Consider the following 16,686-nt stretch of genomic DNA (forward strand, 5'->3'; position numbering starts at 1 on the left):
TAGTAGGGTGCCACTCAGTTCCTCGACTATGTTTGTTGTGAGTTTGTGCATCTGCACAGGCTTGCCCGCCGACGTTCCAGCTTGTCGGCATTCTGGCTGGCGAGCCTTACGGCTGGCAGGACTCGATGTTTGCACGACTGGAACGGTTGGGGTAAGCAGCTCAGACAAGCTTCGAACACCAGTACTAAATATAGCCTCGCCCATTTCGACAGGTCTTCATGGAGATCGACATGTCTTGGTTTGATAGGTTTTTTCATTTCCCCCGACCCAATGGTTTAGATCAGCCTAAAGTCGACGTCGAATCATCTCGCTGTGACCTACCAAAGCAGCCCGTCGTTCTCGTGGGCTCTCATAGCGAAATTGACGACCCGATGTACACCCAGGCGATCATCTTCGTTCTAGGGTCCGGGCGGGCTTCTATTAGCGCAGTCCAGCGACACCTCAAAATTGGGTACAACCGAGCTGCTCGTTTCATCGAGACTATGGAGTCTGATGGAATCGTATCGTCATTAGGTGCAAATGGTGCACGACGCGTGTTATCGACAGTAGAGCGCAGTACGTACCTCTTGGACTGTAATACTGAGGCCGTACATAAGCCGCGCGACCCAGAGCCTCTCACTTGCGTTGAAAGGATGGTCCTTCCACCGCTGACGGGAAAAATCCGAGGTACTAAGGATAAGGGGTTCAACATCGTTGGGGAGTCACATTTCCAAGCGGCCCTTAGGCAGATCCGAAATTCCAGATGCTTGGACATGGACAACGACTTCGAAGCGTTCATTGTGACTGAGCCTGCTAACCTCCACGATGCCAATGCATGCGCAGTTTTTATCGACGGCTTAAAAGTAGGCTATCTACCGAGAGAAGCGGCTGCGAGCTTTGTTGACCAAATAGCGAAGGAAGGTATTTTCGGTGTTTCATGTTTCCAGCTTAGGGCGAAATTAGTAGGCGGATACGGAGCAAAATTGAAAATTGGAGTAATGGTCAATCTACCCTCAAGCAATGATTGAAAGCTGTTTAAAAGGCAGCAATCAACATCCCCCCTCGCGGGCCCGCTACGTAGGAAAAGAACCGCTTTCGGGCCTCGGCATTCAATAGGAAAAATTCAATGGCTTTAGTGAGATGTAGGGACTGTCACTATGAAATCAGCACAACTGCTTTCGCTTGTCCCAAGTGTGGAGCTTCCGTCCCAGCACCCAGTACACCTTCAAAGTGGCCTTGGATCATTGGAATTCCCGTCGCACTTTTCATAGGCGTGATGATCTACGGATCAACCATTCCTGAATATCGAAGCACTGCCCGTGAAGCACGCGACCTATGCGAGCAAATGGTTAAAAAGGGTCGTGGTGATCCAAATTCTTGCGCAGAGGTATACAGAAACATCATTGCCGACGGCGAAGAAGCCGAAAAAGCTGAAAAGCAGGCAATTCTAGAAGCTCGGAAGGCTGAAAGAGCTGAAAGGCAAGGGAGCAGCAGGGAGACTGCCAATTAAGATAAGTCTATATTGCTGCGACTACGTCCTTTCGCCGAGTACAAATCCATGGTCGACACATATACAGATGATCGCGCCATTAAGCTCTACGCTGAGTTTAGGAGTAACCTGCGGACTGCCAAGCGACTTGGCGTAGCGCCTTATCCAAGACCGTTCGAGGGTGGGAGCTTCGACATACTAGCGATGCCCTTTCATGCGGTTGCTCAGGATGCGCTGCGTGAGATCGCCAACGCAATTAATGGCTTCGGGAGATACATTCATTCCTTGTATGCCTGGCAGTCAATCTATGAAAAGGCCACAGGAGAAGATCAATACAATCTGCTGCTGGACCATATTCGACCTTTGAGCAGTCTGTGTCTCACGGCGCCACAGGCGCTGCGGGGCCGATTAATTCACGCCGCAACGGCGACTTCTTATCACGCGAATTTATTCCTGAAATGGGATGGAGCCCGGCCCGATTGGAATGGCGGGCACACTAGCATGAAGACAGCGAAGTCTATGAGCGAAGCTTGGCCTAGTTGGCCCGCGCTTGCGATTTCATTGAGTCGAATGGCCGAGAGCAGCTTTCAGGAAGCGACAAGCGACTTTCGGAACCAACATGAGCATGGTCATCCTCGGTCAATCGCACTTGGGCACATCAACGTCATTAGAAGGATAGAAACCAACGGGCGGATAGGCTGGTCGTTTGGGCAGCAGGAGCCGATGCAGTTGAGTGAGCTGCTGCCTGTTATCGAACAGGAGCATGACTACGCTTTGGTCGCGTTCACAGCCTATCTAGAGATGGTCAAAGAGCAGCATTCTGTCAGTGGCTCGGCGAGTACTGCTAAAGATTTGACCGCGCGGTAGGTTTCTATCTGAGTTGACCAACAGCAACGGTGATTTCTCTGTCAATAATCGTTAGTAGGCGCCTAGATCAATCTGACTCATTTTATTTTCAAACGTATTGCACATGAGCGGTCGAGCAATGCACCCGGTTAGTTGTGTGGCATGCAATTCCGCAGACTTCTAACGATCACGCTTTCATGGCACGTTGCACGGTGCTAAGACCAACATTTAGGGCAGCAGCGGCGGCTCTGTAGGACATTCCGTCGGCTATAGCAGCACGTATCACGTCATCATCCACAGTCTTGACACGTCCCTTGTAAATGCCTGCCGCCTTGGCTTTGGCAATACCTTCCCGCTGTCGTTCACGAATCATCGAGCGTTCGAACTGAGCAACGCTACCTAGTAGCGATAACATAAGCTCTTGCATTGGGTTAGCTTCGCCGGTGAAATGCAATTGCTCCTTGTGGAATCGGACGGCAACACCTTTGGTGATCATTTCTTTCACGAGTCCTAGCAGGTCTTCCAGAGAACGAGCTAAACGATCAATGGAGTGCACGTGAACGGTATCACCCTTACGGATGAATCTAAGCATTTCCTGCAATGCTGGGCGCTCAGTGGTTGCCCCTGAAACCATGTCCGTGAATGTCTCATCCATGGAAATCCCGTCCAGCTGGCGAGCGGTGTTTTGATCAGTCGATGAAACTCTGACGTAGCCTACGTTTGTCATTGTATGACCTGTTTTGTGTTCATTAGGTTCTAGATGTCCTTAGTATGAGTGTGTTCATTTATAAAATCAACCCTATTGAACACGGCATGAATGGGGCTGATGTGTTCGCTGGCCTGTAGTCTCATGGGTGTACCTAATTGGACACAGTAGATTAACCTTGACGCACTCGGTTGATCGCTTCGGTAAGGGCCATGGCGTTTGAGTCCAACACCTCCAAAGCTGCCAATGCGTTTTCAGCAGCAACGGTTCCTCCTTGGGTGGAGATCCAATTAGCGAGTTCTTCTAACGCAGCGGCGATTCCGTGTTGCTGACTTAGGAGCAGCGTTAACGCGTCAGCAGCGGCTACGGCTTGGTTCTGGGTGTACATGGGAGATCGTCCTTGATGGGGTGTTCCGGAAATCGTAGCTCACCGCTGGATGTACTAGGGGGTGCGCTGTTTTGTATAAATCGGAGATTCGGCGAAGGAATGTTGATTTTGGCACCAAACTCCATCCAGTCCGTGGCTGATGGTGTCTACGGATGCTCCGTCAGCAGCTAAAGGTCTAAAAGGGTAGCGTTCGTTCTATATTAGTACCCGGCATCTTTCAGCTTGTCCTCGAACTCTTGTATCAACCCAACGAACTCGCAACCAAGAATTCCGCACAAATCCCGAATTTGGATAATATCCAAGCGTCGAACGCCTCTTTCTACGTCACTCATGAACGATTGTGGCCTTCCAAGAGCTTGCGAACAATCGCGTTGCGTCATTCCAGCCGCTGCTCTGCGAGCTTTAAGTATTCCTAAAAATATGTCGTGTTCTGGGCGATAGATGGCTTTAGGCATGAGGCTGTCCAGTTAAAACAGCCTCACAAGCTATATCCGCTTTTCAGATATCTGATTTTCAGATAAATTTGCTGCCGCGTGGCAATGGGTCATGCGCCAGCTAGAGTAGACTTCAAATGGATATTAGCTTTGCGATATGCCGATACGCCCCTGGCCGTATAGCAAGCGTGAACGCCGCCACGCCCGTGAGGCGACTAGCGTTGTGCGCTTTGCTGGGATTCACGGTAAATGCCTCTGCGGGCAACGCACAGTATATTGCTAGTTTGAAATCTGAATGCCCGAAGGTGTCCCTACGGCCAGATCAGCGAGGTATCAGCGGTGCGTATAATGGAGCCATTAGCAATGGGGTAGGTTATTTTATCCTTGGGCTCGGTGAGTTTAATGTTGAGGGCCTGGAAGAGTACGATCCGAAGTTAGTTAAACTTGTTAAAGAATTACTCCAGCCAGAATTTCAAAGTTACGCGAATAACATGCTAAAAGCAGATGCTCAAAATGGCATGTCGAGTTTCTCTCATCTTGTAAAGCTAAAAGATGTAGACCAAGACTTCATCAAGGACTCTTTACTGTGTTACGCGGTTAAAGCATATACTGACGTTGACTCTAACGAAAACCAGCAAGTCGTGTATAGGTTGGAGAAAGCTCTCGTAGCAGCCAAGTCCGACCTAGATCCGAAGCGCAGGGCGGAAGAAGAAGCAGAAATTCAACTTCGTCAAGTTGCTGAGCAGGCTCGTATAAAAAAGGAGCGAGACGACAAAACCAAGTTTTTGAACCCAAAAAACAATTCGGCTAAGGCGGGCGAATTTCAAGTCACCGCCAATGGCTGCTCAGCAACTCAAAAAATCTATACTGCAAATCCATTTTTTGAACCGAAGCCCTGGCCTGAATCTAAGTTTCTGGTTGTGGATATAAGTTATAAGAATGTTTCGACCGCAAGCAGATATATTTCGCCCGGAAATATGGTCATTAGCAAGAATGGCAAAGTTTATAAGTTCGACAAGTTTGAGCTAATTCCAGAAAATGGTTACGGCATTCGTCCAGAGCCGCTGAACCCGTTAGTCACATATCGAACGAAGCTGGTCTACCGAATTCCTAATGATTTAGCGGGTAAGATTGTCTGGCAAGCTAATGGCGGGGCCAGCAATGTAACGCTGTTGTGTGGTTCGATATGATTTGGTGCTGATAAGATCTGCCACTTATGTCCACTTTCCTTTTCTCTCTCAAGTGGACATTGGTTTCGGCGGGTTTCATTAGCATTTCGCTTCTAATACACAAAATACGGGCTCGATATAACCACATCCAATTGAGTCAAGGCGTCATTATTGGCATAATCCGTTCCAGGCAGTCATCGTTGATCGGTTTCTGATTCACTGCCTGTTTTGGCTTAAGTCTAGAGTTTGAATATCGTTTATGGGGTTTACCTGATCCGAAATCTTTGCTTCTAACTTTACAGAGGTAACTCAGGTGGTAAAAAGCAGTGCTAAGTTGTCCGTGATTACTTCTGTTAATCACATGGTGGCCAGATGGCCTCACAGAGCCGCCTGAGAGCTCTGCCCAGCGGTTATAAAGCAATTTCCATAACATGGTCGGGGTATCGTTGTAAAGCGTCCCTAATTGCACTGTGGAGCTTATACCGATGTAGCAATGATAATGAGCGTTGTCGGACTCGCCTACCTCTCTTGCCCAACCCTGTATGACATTCTTTTGACGATTCCAATTTGAACTTGCAAGGTCTTGCTTGACCTGTTTGAAAAAATTGGAGACCACTAGGTTGCCTGATGAGGCGTCCATAATATCCGTAACAGGCAAGTGAAGATCGAACCGTAACAGCTGAATTCTTGAATGATGCGTCAACAGTGCTTTGATCTGATTAAGCATTGGTTTTAGCATATTCGTATACACACCAAGATTCTTGTACTTTCCTGTGTTGATTTCTAGTCCTTGGTAGGTTGGACTGTAGGTTACATTCTTTTTGGCTTTCTGATTCTTTGTCTTTTTCAATTTGTCTTATCCGTATTGATGATTACCTTTCTTGCTTTCATGGGGTCTATAGGTTCTATTGGATATTACTATATAGCAATCGACCATACGCTGACAAAGCGCAGTTAGCATGGGCTTGAATAGATTTTAGTGCCGAAGAAACAAGGTTGGGATTGAACAAATATTACCACTGTTTTAGGGTGTTCTAAACGGATTCGCCAAATGCTAATTTGATGTAATTAAAAAATTATATTTGGGGAAGTATATCGCGGTGATTCGCACCTATGAACCGCATGCAAGGTTCGTGAAAGGCTCGTTTCGCGCAGAGGTTTGAGTTCCATCGTTAACTAGCGATTTTCAATTGCCTGTACAAATATACAGTAATATGATTATAGAATAATATGTGCGCCGTTACAAACACCGACCTACGCAGGATGATAATCCACCTCTATGATGGATGATGGGTTCACGTAGTCATATGCGAAGGCATGGGGGCGGAAGTACTGATCAGCTATCAAGTGATTCGAGAAAATTCATCATTTCCTGTTGCTCTGGGGGCAACAGAACCTCTTTATAAAGTGCAGTTCCTTCTCTTTGTGCTTGTAGCATTTCTTTGAAAGTCCTGAGCCGTTCTTTGGTAAAAGTACCTTCTCTGTTTGCTATATTGTAAATGTTGCCGTTTGCGTGAAGACGGTACGCTTGAATTTTTCTACAGTAATTCATGTAAACGGATTTGCTCAATTCGTTACCGGTGGTGTTGGCTAATATGCTGCGATTGGCAAAGCATTTAATTTGATATTTTACAGATTGAAGCAATGCGTTTAGACGCATAGGGTCATCTTCGATCAATTCGTATTGGTAGTCCCATGCCTCTTCATAACTTGTTGTGTTGGCTACGTCGTCTTCGACTAAGTAACGCTTTTCATCTTCCAGCTTTTTTCTTTCGGAAATAAGTAGTTTTATCTGGCTGTCTATCTCCGGTATGGCTCCATATTGCTGTAAAGAAGTTATCAGGTTGTTCAGTTTTTTTCCGATGTCATTTAATTTGCCATCGATAATTATGCTTTTTTTCTTAGCCTTTGAAAGTTCAATGTTTTGCAAGGCAGTCTCCATCGCGAGTGTTGCAGTATCGTGGCAGATACGGAGCAATACAGGCACGGGAAAAGATGTTCCATTTTCACATCTGTCAATACCATGTATGGCTCGTGCCGAGCAGTGCATGCTATTTGGACTCGACTTGTTAACCTTTACTTGGAAAGACGAGCCACAATTTCCGCACTTCACAAGTCCGGACAGGAAGTGTTTTGTTGGTGCTGACGCTGGTATGTAGGCATCTTCAAAGCGCTTTTGGACTTGATAGAATAATTCTGGACTGACTATTGGCGGGTAAGTCAAGATTTCACGCCAAAATCCAATTGCAGCTTTGTTTGTTAGCCATTTCCTAACGCTTGCTGGATGGCGTTTTTCAAATGTTGGATGACTTGTTTTTAATCTTTTTAGAATTCTACGTTCGCCGAGGCCAGATAACGCATCTTCAAAGGCGGTTTTCATTGCAGCTGCAATGTCCTCCTTTAGTGTTCCGTCTGTATTCAACCAGATTGGTGTTCTTCTTTTTGGTATTACTCCTTTTCTTGCATTTTGTTCGCGAATTGTATAGCTGTCTTTAATTCGTTTGCCAAGATCAACACTGTATGTGAAAGCCTGCTCTATCTTACCTAGCAATTGCCAAATCTGATCTGATTTAATAACTGGACCATACATCGTATTATCTTGCAATGTTATAATCCGTACGCCGGCTTCTAGAATTTGATTTATTAATGAAAACATCTTTGTTGCGGTCAGGCGTCCAATTCGATCAATGGCTTCAACTAGAATAATATCGCCGTCGCCAATTTCTTTAACCTCAATGGCTTCGAGTAGCTTTCCGAGCCCGTGCTTCAAATGATCGCCTTTTGATGCAGATCGTCCTAAATCTTCAAAGGTTTTTGGATAAACTTTGTATTCCGGGTTTTCACCAAGCCATTTGGCTATCAAGGCTTGCTGCCGTTCTAGGCTGCTACCTGAACCTTGTTTGATACTGGAGAAACGCGCGTAGCCGATTGCATAGGGCATTGTTTTTGACCTTGGGTATTATAAAAGTATGATGCAAGCACACATTCTGGAGGCGCGATTGGATGCGCCCCTATCGGCTGCTCTATGTTTTGCGATGACTAATTTATACCACTAGAAACCGAGTTTCTAAACACAATGCAAGTTTTTTACTGGTTATTTTTCATGTTGTATTTGATGTAATTAGATTCGTAGTGATATTGCAGATTATAGTGAGTTCAAGGCCGCCAGCACTGCGCTGAGCCTGATCGCCAAGTATCACGCCCATGTCGATCTGATCAATTTGATGTCACGCCTGGCCCGCGAAGAGCTGGTCCACCATGAACAGGTCATGCGTTTGATGAAAAAACGCAAGATCGAGCTGCGCCAGCTCTCCGCCAGCCGCTATGCCTCGGGGCTGCGCAAAGTGGTGCGCAACCACGAACCGGTCAAACTGGTGGACACCCTGGTGGTCGGCGCCTTTATTGAAGCGCGAAGCTGCGAGCGCTTCGAAGCGCTGGTGCCGCATCTGGATGAAGAACTGGGCAAGTTCTACTTCGGCTTGCTGAAAAGCGAGGCCCGGCATTTCCAGGGCTATCTGAAGCTGGCGTACCAGTACGGCGACGCCAAGGACATTGCCCAGGTGATCGAAAAGGTCAGGGCGGCCGAGCAGGAGCTGATCGAGTCGCCGGACGTGGAATTTCGCTTCCATAGCGGAGTACCCGCAGCGGCGTGAATTGATCGGTTGAAGCGGCCTAACGGCTCAAACCGAGCCGCTCATGCCACTGGGCAATGGACTCTGCGGGATAGACCTCGAATTGCTGGTCGCCAGGATGCGCCTGGACTTCAACCCACGGCGCCTTGAAGCCGAGCATCAGATGAGTGTGCTCCGGCGGTACCGGCAATGGCGTGTCGATGGCCGAGGCAAACGGGTGAATCAACTCCGGCCATTCAGGACTGAACAGCCATAATCCCGAGCCGCACAGGGAGCAGAAATGCCGCTCGGCGGTGCTGAGGTGGGCGCGTTTATCACCTTCGTCCTTGAGTCGCGCATGGTAAATCGAGATGTGCTTGCGGCCGCGCACCTTCAGGCTCTCGGCATCGCCCCCCAGGTTGATCGCATAACCACCACCGCCCTGGGTCTTGCGGCAGATCGAGCAGTAGCAACGCTGATAAGGGTAGGGGTGGGCGCTGGTCAAACTGAACGACACCGCGCCGCAATGGCAGGAGCCTTCGAGCTGCATGGGAGCCTCCGACGAGGGGTGAGGATGACTCAGGACAGCCTAGACCGTTAGCCTGGACAGTTGAATTTATGCTAGATGTGCTGACGCTATCGCGAGCAGGCTCGCTCCCACAGGGGATCTGCTGTGAATCCATTTTTTGCAAACGCCACAGATCTAATGTGGGAGCGAGCTTGCTCGCGAAGAACGATAACGCGGTCTAACGGTCGGGCACCCGCCACAAATACCACGCCGCCACCGTCCGATAAGGGCTCCACGCCAACCCGAGATCAATCATCTGCTTGCGACTCGGCTGTTGTTCCAGTCCCTTCAGGCGCCGATAACCCTCGCGCACGCCAAAGTCATCGGCCGGCAAAATGTCTGGCCGCTCCAGGCTGTAAATCAACAGCATTTCCACCGTCCAGCGACCCACCCCGCGCAAGGTAATCAAGCGCTCGATCAATGCTTCATCGTCCATCGCCAGTGCCGTGGCGTAATCCGGCACCACCCCGTCCAGAGCCGCCTGAGCGATGCCCTGAATGGTCGCGATCTTGCTGGCGGAAAACCCGCAACCGCGCATCTGCTCGAAATCTGTCGCCAGAATCTGCTCGGGTCTGGGGAAGGTGCTCGCAGGAAACAACGTCAGCAACCGGCCGACAATCGCATCGCCGGCCTTTGCATGCAGCTGCTGATAGGCAATCGCTCGCACCAGTGACTCATAAGGATCCCGAGCCGCATGAGGCTGATGCAGGCAGGGGCCGATGGCGCTGATGTGGCGTTGCCAGTCGGCATCGAGGGCCGAGAGAAATTCGCTGGCCAGTTGATAGGTGTCGGGCATGAAGCATCCTGGGGGGCGCGGTTAACTGCGCGAAGACTAGTCGTCCCTCCGCAGCGCCGCACCCCATTGCTTGCGGTCAAACTTTCCCGGTGGCGGTCAGCAGGGCGTTCACTTGGCCATAAGTGAAGGCCTTGAGGTCGCTGCTATCGAGTTTTCCGGTCTCCAGAAAGCTTTTGGCCACCGACGCCATGGCGCCGTAGAGGAATTCGGCGATGCTCGAGCCGGCGCTCAAGCGGCGCACGCCGAGGGCTTGCAGTTCTTCAGGCGAGGGCAGACCCGAGAAGCCAAGCACGTTCACCGGCAGCGTCGTGCCACGGCACAGCGCGTCGATCTCATACGCCGCCGTGACGCCAGCCGCGAACAGCCCGTCGGCACCGGCCGCCTGATACACCGCAGCCCGCTTGAGTGTCTCTGCCACGCGATCTTCGGCAGGCACCAGGCCCCTGAGGTATACGTCGGTGCGGGCATTGATGAACAGCTTCACCTCCCGGCGATTGGCGACCTGGCGAGCGATTTCGATCTTGCGGGCCAGCAGGTCGGGCGGTGAAGCACCGTCCTCGATATTGATCCCCACGGCACCGGCGGCGATGACGGCGTCGATCACCTGCGCAACCCGCCCCAGGTCATCGGAATAGCCCGCCTCAATGTCCACGGTCAACGGCACCGTGATGACCCGGGCGATGGACTCGACGGTGGAAATCAGCCGTTCGAGCGGCAAGGTGTTGCCATCCGGATAACCATGAACCCAGGCCACCGCCGCGCTGCTGGTGGCGACGGCCTTGCTGCCCAGCTGTTCCACCAGTCGCGCCCCGGTGGCATCGGCGACGTTGGTCAGAATCAGCAGGCCGTTTTGGTGTAGCTGGTGGAATTGATTGTCGAGTGTGTCCATCGAATGCCCTTCCTTATGACTTTTCTTGAAATAACGACGAAGCAATCAGAATGCGAGTTATTGCGTGATGTGCGCCGAAGCGCTTTCCAGCCTGAGCAGAAACGCTTTGCGCGGTTGTCCACCACCATAGCCGGTCAGCGAGCCGTCTGCACCCATCACCCGGTGACAGGGCAGAATAATCGCCAGGCGGTTTCGTCCGTTGGCCATGCCCACGGCGCGACTGGCGCCGGGCTTGCCCAGTTGTGCGGCGATAGCGCCATAAGTGCTGGTCTGGCCGTACGGGATTTTCATCAGTTCGGCCCACACCTGCCGGGCGAAAGCGCTGCCGGGCAGGTGCAGTGGCACGTTGAATGCGCTCCGTTTGCCAGCAAAGTATTGCGCCAGTTCTTCTTCGATCTGCTGCAAGTGCCCGTTGTGGCCGGGTGCCACGGCATAGCCATAACGGTTTTGCAGTTCCTCGATTTCCTTGGTCAATGCCGGTCGATCGAGAAACTCCAACAGCACCAGCCCACGCCGTTCGGCCATGGCGATCATCGGCCCCAGCGGTGTGGTCAGTCGGGTGAACAATAGTGGCTCGCTTTGGGCGGCGCGGCCGGGCGTGATGTGGAACGATTTTTGAAACGCATCACGAAAGCCGCTCAGGGATTCATAGCCGGAGTCAAACGCGGCGTTGTCGATGGATTCGCCCTGTTTGATGCCACCGAGGGCGATGCCCAGGCGCCGGCTGCGCAGCCAGGCGTGAAAGGTCATGCCGAAATGCTGTTTGAACCAGCGGCGCAGCTTCAGCGGCTCGATGCCCTCGGCGAGCAACTGGGCATCGGTCCAGCGCAGGTCGGGGTCGGCGTCCACGGATCTGAGCAGCCGCTGCACCCAGTCCGGCGCAATGGCGACGGCGTCCAGCGGCTTGCAACGCAGGCAAGCGCGATAGCCCGCCGACATCGCCTCATCGGCATGGGCGAAGAACTCGACATTTTCCGGCTTGGGTTTGCGCGCCGTGCAGGTCGGACGACAAAAGATGCCGGTGGTTTTGACCGCGGTAAAGAACACCCCCTCATAGGCGGTGTCTCGTTCGAGCATGGCGCGAACCATCTCGGTATGGGGCGGGAGCAGGGCGTTTTTCAGGTTCATGGACACGAGTCTAGAATGACCGGCGCTTCGCCTCCACCGGAGAATCGACAGCGAATTCCGGCTTTTGCTTGAGCGTGAGCTCAGTGTTTATGCCGGTGATGAATGTCCGGGAAATGCGGATGGCTGTGCCGGATCGGTGCATGCTGGTGTTCGTGGCTGTGGGGCTCCGTTCCATCCCATTCAAACGAATGCTCGTGTTGATGATGCTCGTCGTGAACATGACGATGGTTGTGCCTGAGCGGGTCGTGTTGATGTTCATGGATATGACTTTCGGTGAGGTGAATCCACACGCCAATGCCCATCAACAGGGCTGCAGCCCAAAACGTCAAGGACACCGGTTCGCCCAGCATCAAGATCGAAATGGCTGCCCCCAGAAAGGGTGCAGTGGAGAAGTACGCGCCGGTGCGTGCGGTGCCGAGCCCGCGAAGCGCCAGAACGAACAGAACCAGGCTGATGCCATAGCCAAAAAAGCCAACGATCAGCGTCGGGCCAAGTACGAAAAAATCCGGAATCCGCGCCCCAAGAAAAAGCGCCAGGGAGCAGTTCACCAGACCGGCCACCAAGCCTTTGATACCGGCAATAAACAGGGCATCCGAGGCTGAAACCTTGCGCGTCAGGTTGTTATCGATAGCCCAGCAAGCACAGGCCAAAGCGACCGCCAGCGGGCCAATCCACTCATAAGACTGAGTGCTGTCCTGCGGCCATGCGAGGATCAGGCCCCCGGCAACGATTGCGAGCATGCCCGCGACGATCCGGCGATCGGCATTCTCTTTGAAAACGACCCACGCCAGCAGCGCCGTCAGTACGGCTTCCAGATTGAGCATGAGTGATGCAGTCGAAGCGGATGTTCGGCTTAAACCAAACATCAGTGCGACGGGGCCAAGAACCCCACCGAAAGCGATTGCGCTGATAAGCCATGGCCATTCTGACGGCGCAAGGCCGGTTTTTTGCCAGCGGCGGTCGCGGACAAACCTGACGACTGTCAGGCCAATGCCGCTACCCAGGTACAAAAGGCCGGCAAGCAATATCGGCGAGACATCGAGGCCCAATAATTTGGCGAATGGCGTACTCGCACCAAAGAGCGCGGCCGCCGCCAGTGCATAGAAAACGCTTAGGTTCATTGACCCTGTACTCCGAGGCGCATGCTGGAGTTTCTCAGGCCCGGCGTGCCATCAGCAATACCGAGGCCGCCCCCGACAACAGCCCGGCGCAGCAGCGGTTGAACATCCGCTTGCCGCGCGGCTCGGCGAACCAGCGACGCATATGCAAACCCATGTAGGCATAGGCGCTGATGGCGATCCATTCCAGGCACAGGAACAACACGCCAAGCACCGCGAACTGCGGCGTGACCGCTCGTGTCGAGTCGACGAACGGCGGCAGGAAGGCGGTGAAAATCAGGATTGCCTTGGGATTGCTGGCGTCCAGCTTGATGCCCTTCGAGCAGGTCGGCCGTTTTCGACCCCTATCTGCCCTTCGCAGAGGGCAGGTAGGGGCCAAAAACGGACTCTAACTTTGGAGCTGACCGGCCTTCCGGAGGTAGTTCTGATTGATCGAAGGTTTGGAGCACATTTTTCCGAACAGCCGCATCAGAATGGCGAATCTGTGTGGGCAATAAAGCTAGAGCGCGACCAGCTCGGCGATTTTTGCCGCGACCACCGCCATTGAATCTTCTACAGTGTCCAGGCCGCTTCGGGAGGCGAGCAAGGGGCTGACATTGCGGAGAGCTTCATACGTCGTGTTGTGCACGATGGGAACGAGCTGGTTACCCGCCAGGAGTGCCGAAAGCTCTTTGTCGGCCACGCTCTCTTTGGGGAGGCGGGCCAGAAGCGCAGGGGTCACCAGCACAAGCCCAATTCGCGAATTCGCTAAGCCCTTGTCGATGGCGCGCATCATCGGAACGCCGAGGCCAAGGTCCTTCTCGCTGAACCAAACTTTGACACCTGCCGCCACGAGCAACTCGTGCAGCTCTTTGGCTGGCCCTTGCCGGTCGTCCCACGCGTGGCAAAGGAATACATCACGTAGATCAGGCTGAGCCGCTGCTCGCGTCTCAACGGTTTGGCGGATTGGCGTGAGGGACTGCACTTGGGCAAACGTGTACGACACGGACGAACCGGCTTTCGACCAGCGCGGCCTTGAACTGCCGCTAGACCTGCCACCGCCACCACTGTTGGCATAGCTACTCCCGCTGCTACCCGATGAGGAGTAGGAGCGGGAGCTACTGCGGTAGCGGCATGCAGGGCAGGCAGCGGCCGCTGCTGCTGAGCTATGTCCGCGTACTGGTGCTGTGCATCTAGACATGTCGTAATCCTTCCATTGGTCAGTCCCTTTGCAACATACGGATGTAGGTCTGACTGAACGATAGCCTAGTGCCACGCTTAAAGAGAAGAGCAAATTTAGGGATCAGTATTATGCCCTCCGCAGGCGGAGCCAAAGCTCTGCCCGTAGTGAGCGACTTACCGAAAGCAGTCTGTCAGAATATTTTATATTGCCCATCATCAGGATTGCTGGTACCCAGCCTGATTTCACTACTAGCTCTTTGGTGCCTAGACTTAGGTGGCCGCTTTTGACGCCAGAGCTGATGTCATTGCCGATCAGGTGGACAGGGTGGTGGCAAATTGGTAGCTTTCTGGTGCGCTCGTTCCACCCAACAGTCCTGTCACTGAGTCGCGAGAACGGAATCTGTTTGATGAGTATAAAATTTTTGGAGAGCCACTTCGACAAGGTTAGCTATTTGCAAAACCTTCTGTCCGCACGTGCTACTGGGAATGCGGCGGACCCAACAGAATATCTCCAACTAAGGCATCAGCTCCTAAACGACTCAGAAATTGGGCATCGACTTCCGCCGTTTGTTAAACAGCACGGAAGCTTGGATTCGTTCTGGACCTGGATCAAGCAAAAATTCCCAACCTATGCTGAGCGCAGAGCCTATCTGTCTGAACAGTTCACTCCCTTACTAGATTCGCTGGATCCGCCAGGTTACGAAGGCTTTCCTCCGGTACAAACCGCGAAGCCCGTGCACACAACCGCGGCAATCACATGGCCATCGTCAGTCCCAGTCGTTGCAAGGAACAAACGAAAGGTGTTCATCGTGCATGGGAGGGATGATCTTGCTAAGTACGAGGTAAGTCGGTTTATCGAAAATCTCGGTTTAGAGGCAATAATCCTGCATGAACAGGCCAACGCTGGCCTGACGATCATCGAAAAGATTGAGCGTTATACCAACGATGCGGACTTTGCTCTGGTGCTGTACACGCCCTGCGATCAGGGGCGGGGATACCACGAGCAGCAGGAAAAACCGAAAGACCGAGCTCGGCAGAATGTCGTCTTTGAGCATGGTTATCTGATGGCTAAGCTCGGCAGGGAAAACGTATGCGCCTTAGTCAAAGGCACAATTGAGACACCGAACGACATCAGTGGTGTGGTCTATGTACCTCTGGACCAAGCCGGGGCGTGGCAAAAAGAGATCGTCAAAGAGCTTAGGGCTTGTGGATATACGATCAAGAATTGGTAGCAGCGAGCTCAGTTGCTCAATCTCAGTTCGGTCACTTGCTGGGGGAAATATGAACTTGGTTGAAGAGGCACTTGAGGCAGAGCTGCCGAAGCTGGCTATGGATTTCTTCGTCGTTTTCTCTAGATTCGAATGCGCACTGAAGAGGTCTGGAACGTATGCAGTTGGCAACGATGATAGGGTAGCTCCCGACTGGGATGGATTTTCCCGAGACCTAGGCCCGGGCTTCCTGAGCGATGTCGTTGCTCAAGGAATTGCCCCTGCTTTAATTGGCAATCCGCCCAAAAAACAGGTGAAGCTCGCCAATGGAGCGCTTGGATGGAAAGACATGGGCGCAGTGGATAGTACGGCTGATCTCTTTCTTGCGATTCGCCGAGCGAGAAATAACCTCGCCCACGGCGCGAAGTATCAAGATGGCGGAGCTGGTCATGCGGATTTCGTTGAGGGCTCTGAAAGAAACGACGCGCTTCTTGGCCAGGCACTGGCTGTGATGACCTTTGCTCTGAAAACTCGCCCAGATATCCACATTTTTTTTCGTCGCTACTGAGCGATCGACTGCGAGCGATATTCCCCAACTGTTTTCGCAAACTCATCCGCATCTTGGTGGCTCCATGGACTTCCTACTAAAGGCGTTGAACTGGAAGATGTAACCCCTGCTATCTGTGTCATCGCGAACATGTCTGCATCCAGCCTGAAGGTATCGCTCAACCCTTCATCACCTGAATTCTCTTAGTGGCCGAAGGCGGATTATCGAGAGAGTTTATATTGGCATTCGTCCGGGTTGCCTGCCGCAACCAGAAACTCCTGTCGCGCCAGGGCCAGCACGCCCACCGACGCAGTCGCGGCTGCCTGTTCAGTCTCAGGATTCGCTCGCCACAGCTGAAGGGCCAGGTAAAACAGATAGGCCGCACCAAGAATCTTGATCCCGTAGAACAACAATTCCGACGTTTGCAGCACCACCGCCAAGCCGGCCGAAGCGAGAGCGATCATCCCGGCGAACGCCAGCAGGCGGCCAATCCCGGCAAGGCAAGCGGTGCGGTAGCCATAGCGGGTGGAATTGCTGACCGAAAGCAGGTTGTTCGGGCCGGGAGCCATGTTCAGGGCGAAGCAGGCCGGGAGAAATAGTGAGAGTGTTGCGAGGTCCATGATGGGCTCCATGGGGCATTATCACTCAA

General features: G+C 52.4%; 16 protein-coding genes and 4 pseudogenes. 7 read left to right on the top strand and 13 right to left on the bottom strand.

The genetic code is table 11. From position 1 onward, the window contains the following. Positions 1-371: 371 nt before the first annotated feature. The 3 genes and pseudogenes from AC3I0A_RS12210 to AC3I0A_RS12220 form a co-directional block, all read left to right on the top strand. Positions 372-482 (top strand): annotated as a pseudogene (locus AC3I0A_RS12210) (DNA translocase FtsK); the annotation flags it as partial. A gap of 270 nt (positions 483-752) precedes the next feature. Beyond that, on the top strand, positions 753-1,007 hold the full coding sequence (locus AC3I0A_RS12215; protein ID WP_489378631.1) for an HIRAN domain-containing protein: 255 nt from the start codon (positions 753-755) through the stop codon (positions 1,005-1,007). A 530-nt stretch (positions 1,008-1,537) separates the two neighbouring features. Further along, positions 1,538-2,335 carry a hypothetical protein gene (locus AC3I0A_RS12220; protein ID WP_489378052.1) on the top strand — a complete coding sequence of 266 codons (798 nt, stop codon included), beginning with the start codon at positions 1,538-1,540 and terminating at the stop codon, positions 2,333-2,335. Between the two features lie 166 nt (positions 2,336-2,501). Here the strand turns inward: AC3I0A_RS12220 and AC3I0A_RS12225 are convergent, their stop codons facing one another. The 3 genes from AC3I0A_RS12225 to AC3I0A_RS12235 all read right to left on the bottom strand — a co-directional run bounded on the left by AC3I0A_RS12225 (position 2,502) and on the right by AC3I0A_RS12235 (position 3,863). Continuing rightward, on the bottom strand, positions 2,502-3,041 hold the full coding sequence (locus tag AC3I0A_RS12225) for a recombinase family protein (protein WP_489378053.1): 540 nt from the start codon (positions 3,039-3,041) through the stop codon (positions 2,502-2,504). A gap of 151 nt (positions 3,042-3,192) precedes the next feature. Continuing rightward, positions 3,193-3,408: a hypothetical protein gene (locus tag AC3I0A_RS12230; protein ID WP_489378054.1), complete on the bottom strand. Its 216-nt coding sequence runs from the start codon at positions 3,406-3,408 to the stop codon at positions 3,193-3,195. A 200-nt stretch (positions 3,409-3,608) separates the two neighbouring features. After that, positions 3,609-3,863 (bottom strand): helix-turn-helix domain-containing protein, encoded by a 255-nt coding sequence (locus AC3I0A_RS12235; RefSeq protein ID WP_489378055.1) that lies wholly within the window; start codon positions 3,861-3,863, stop codon positions 3,609-3,611. A gap of 116 nt (positions 3,864-3,979) precedes the next feature. Here AC3I0A_RS12235 and AC3I0A_RS12240 point away from each other — a divergent pair, with 116 nt between their 5' ends. Next, positions 3,980-5,032 (top strand): DUF4352 domain-containing protein, encoded by a 1,053-nt coding sequence (locus tag AC3I0A_RS12240; RefSeq protein ID WP_489378056.1) that lies wholly within the window; start codon positions 3,980-3,982, stop codon positions 5,030-5,032. 136 nt (positions 5,033-5,168) lie between these two features. Here AC3I0A_RS12240 and AC3I0A_RS12245 read toward each other — a convergent pair whose 3' ends face one another. Both AC3I0A_RS12245 and AC3I0A_RS12250 read right to left on the bottom strand, forming a co-directional pair. Continuing rightward, the gene (locus tag AC3I0A_RS12245) at positions 5,169-5,861 is read right to left on the bottom strand and encodes a YagK/YfjJ domain-containing protein (RefSeq protein WP_489378057.1); all 693 of its coding nucleotides are present in this window, start codon (positions 5,859-5,861) and stop codon (positions 5,169-5,171) included. 486 nt (positions 5,862-6,347) lie between these two features. After that, positions 6,348-7,952 (bottom strand): recombinase family protein, encoded by a 1,605-nt coding sequence (locus tag AC3I0A_RS12250; protein ID WP_489378058.1) that lies wholly within the window; start codon positions 7,950-7,952, stop codon positions 6,348-6,350. A 211-nt stretch (positions 7,953-8,163) separates the two neighbouring features. Between AC3I0A_RS12250 and AC3I0A_RS12255 the strand changes: the two are divergent. Then, positions 8,164-8,664, top strand: a pseudogene (locus tag AC3I0A_RS12255) (MiaE family protein); the annotation flags it as partial. Between the two features lie 19 nt (positions 8,665-8,683). Here AC3I0A_RS12255 and AC3I0A_RS12260 read toward each other — a convergent pair. From AC3I0A_RS12260 to AC3I0A_RS12290, 7 genes and pseudogenes are all read right to left on the bottom strand, one after another. Further along, positions 8,684-9,172, bottom strand: coding sequence for a GFA family protein (locus AC3I0A_RS12260; protein WP_489378059.1), 489 nt, complete (start codon positions 9,170-9,172; stop codon positions 8,684-8,686). A 196-nt stretch (positions 9,173-9,368) separates the two neighbouring features. Next, on the bottom strand, positions 9,369-9,986 hold the full coding sequence (locus AC3I0A_RS12265; RefSeq protein ID WP_489378060.1) for a DNA-3-methyladenine glycosylase family protein: 618 nt from the start codon (positions 9,984-9,986) through the stop codon (positions 9,369-9,371). A 76-nt stretch (positions 9,987-10,062) separates the two neighbouring features. Further along, positions 10,063-10,875, bottom strand: a complete 813-nt coding sequence (locus AC3I0A_RS12270) for an isocitrate lyase/PEP mutase family protein (RefSeq protein WP_489378061.1) — start codon at positions 10,873-10,875, stop codon at positions 10,063-10,065. A 57-nt stretch (positions 10,876-10,932) separates the two neighbouring features. Beyond that, entirely contained in the window at positions 10,933-12,003 is a 1,071-nt protein-coding gene (locus AC3I0A_RS12275; RefSeq protein ID WP_489378062.1) for a bifunctional transcriptional activator/DNA repair enzyme AdaA, read from the bottom strand. A gap of 80 nt (positions 12,004-12,083) precedes the next feature. Continuing rightward, complete coding sequence (locus AC3I0A_RS12280; protein WP_489378063.1) at positions 12,084-13,124, bottom strand: DMT family transporter; 1,041 nt, start codon at positions 13,122-13,124, stop codon at positions 12,084-12,086. Between the two features lie 34 nt (positions 13,125-13,158). Next, positions 13,159-13,422 (bottom strand): annotated as a pseudogene (locus AC3I0A_RS12285) (LysE family translocator); the annotation flags it as partial. A 198-nt stretch (positions 13,423-13,620) separates the two neighbouring features. Beyond that, positions 13,621-14,106 carry a toll/interleukin-1 receptor domain-containing protein gene (locus tag AC3I0A_RS12290; RefSeq protein WP_489378064.1) on the bottom strand — a complete coding sequence of 162 codons (486 nt, stop codon included), beginning with the start codon at positions 14,104-14,106 and terminating at the stop codon, positions 13,621-13,623. Positions 14,107-14,689: 583 nt separating this feature from the next. Between AC3I0A_RS12290 and AC3I0A_RS12295 the strand changes: the two genes are divergently transcribed. After that, complete coding sequence (locus AC3I0A_RS12295) at positions 14,690-15,514, top strand: TIR domain-containing protein (protein ID WP_489378065.1); 825 nt, start codon at positions 14,690-14,692, stop codon at positions 15,512-15,514. A 49-nt stretch (positions 15,515-15,563) separates the two neighbouring features. Further along, entirely contained in the window at positions 15,564-16,058 is a 495-nt protein-coding gene (locus AC3I0A_RS12300; RefSeq protein WP_489378066.1) for a hypothetical protein, read from the top strand. 230 nt (positions 16,059-16,288) lie between these two features. Here the strand turns inward: AC3I0A_RS12300 and AC3I0A_RS12305 are convergent. Beyond that, positions 16,289-16,657 (bottom strand): annotated as a pseudogene (locus tag AC3I0A_RS12305) (LysE family translocator); the annotation flags it as partial. Between the last annotated feature and the right edge of the window lie 29 nt (positions 16,658-16,686).

The organism is Pseudomonas sp. KH_024_B2 (genome assembly GCF_057839965.1).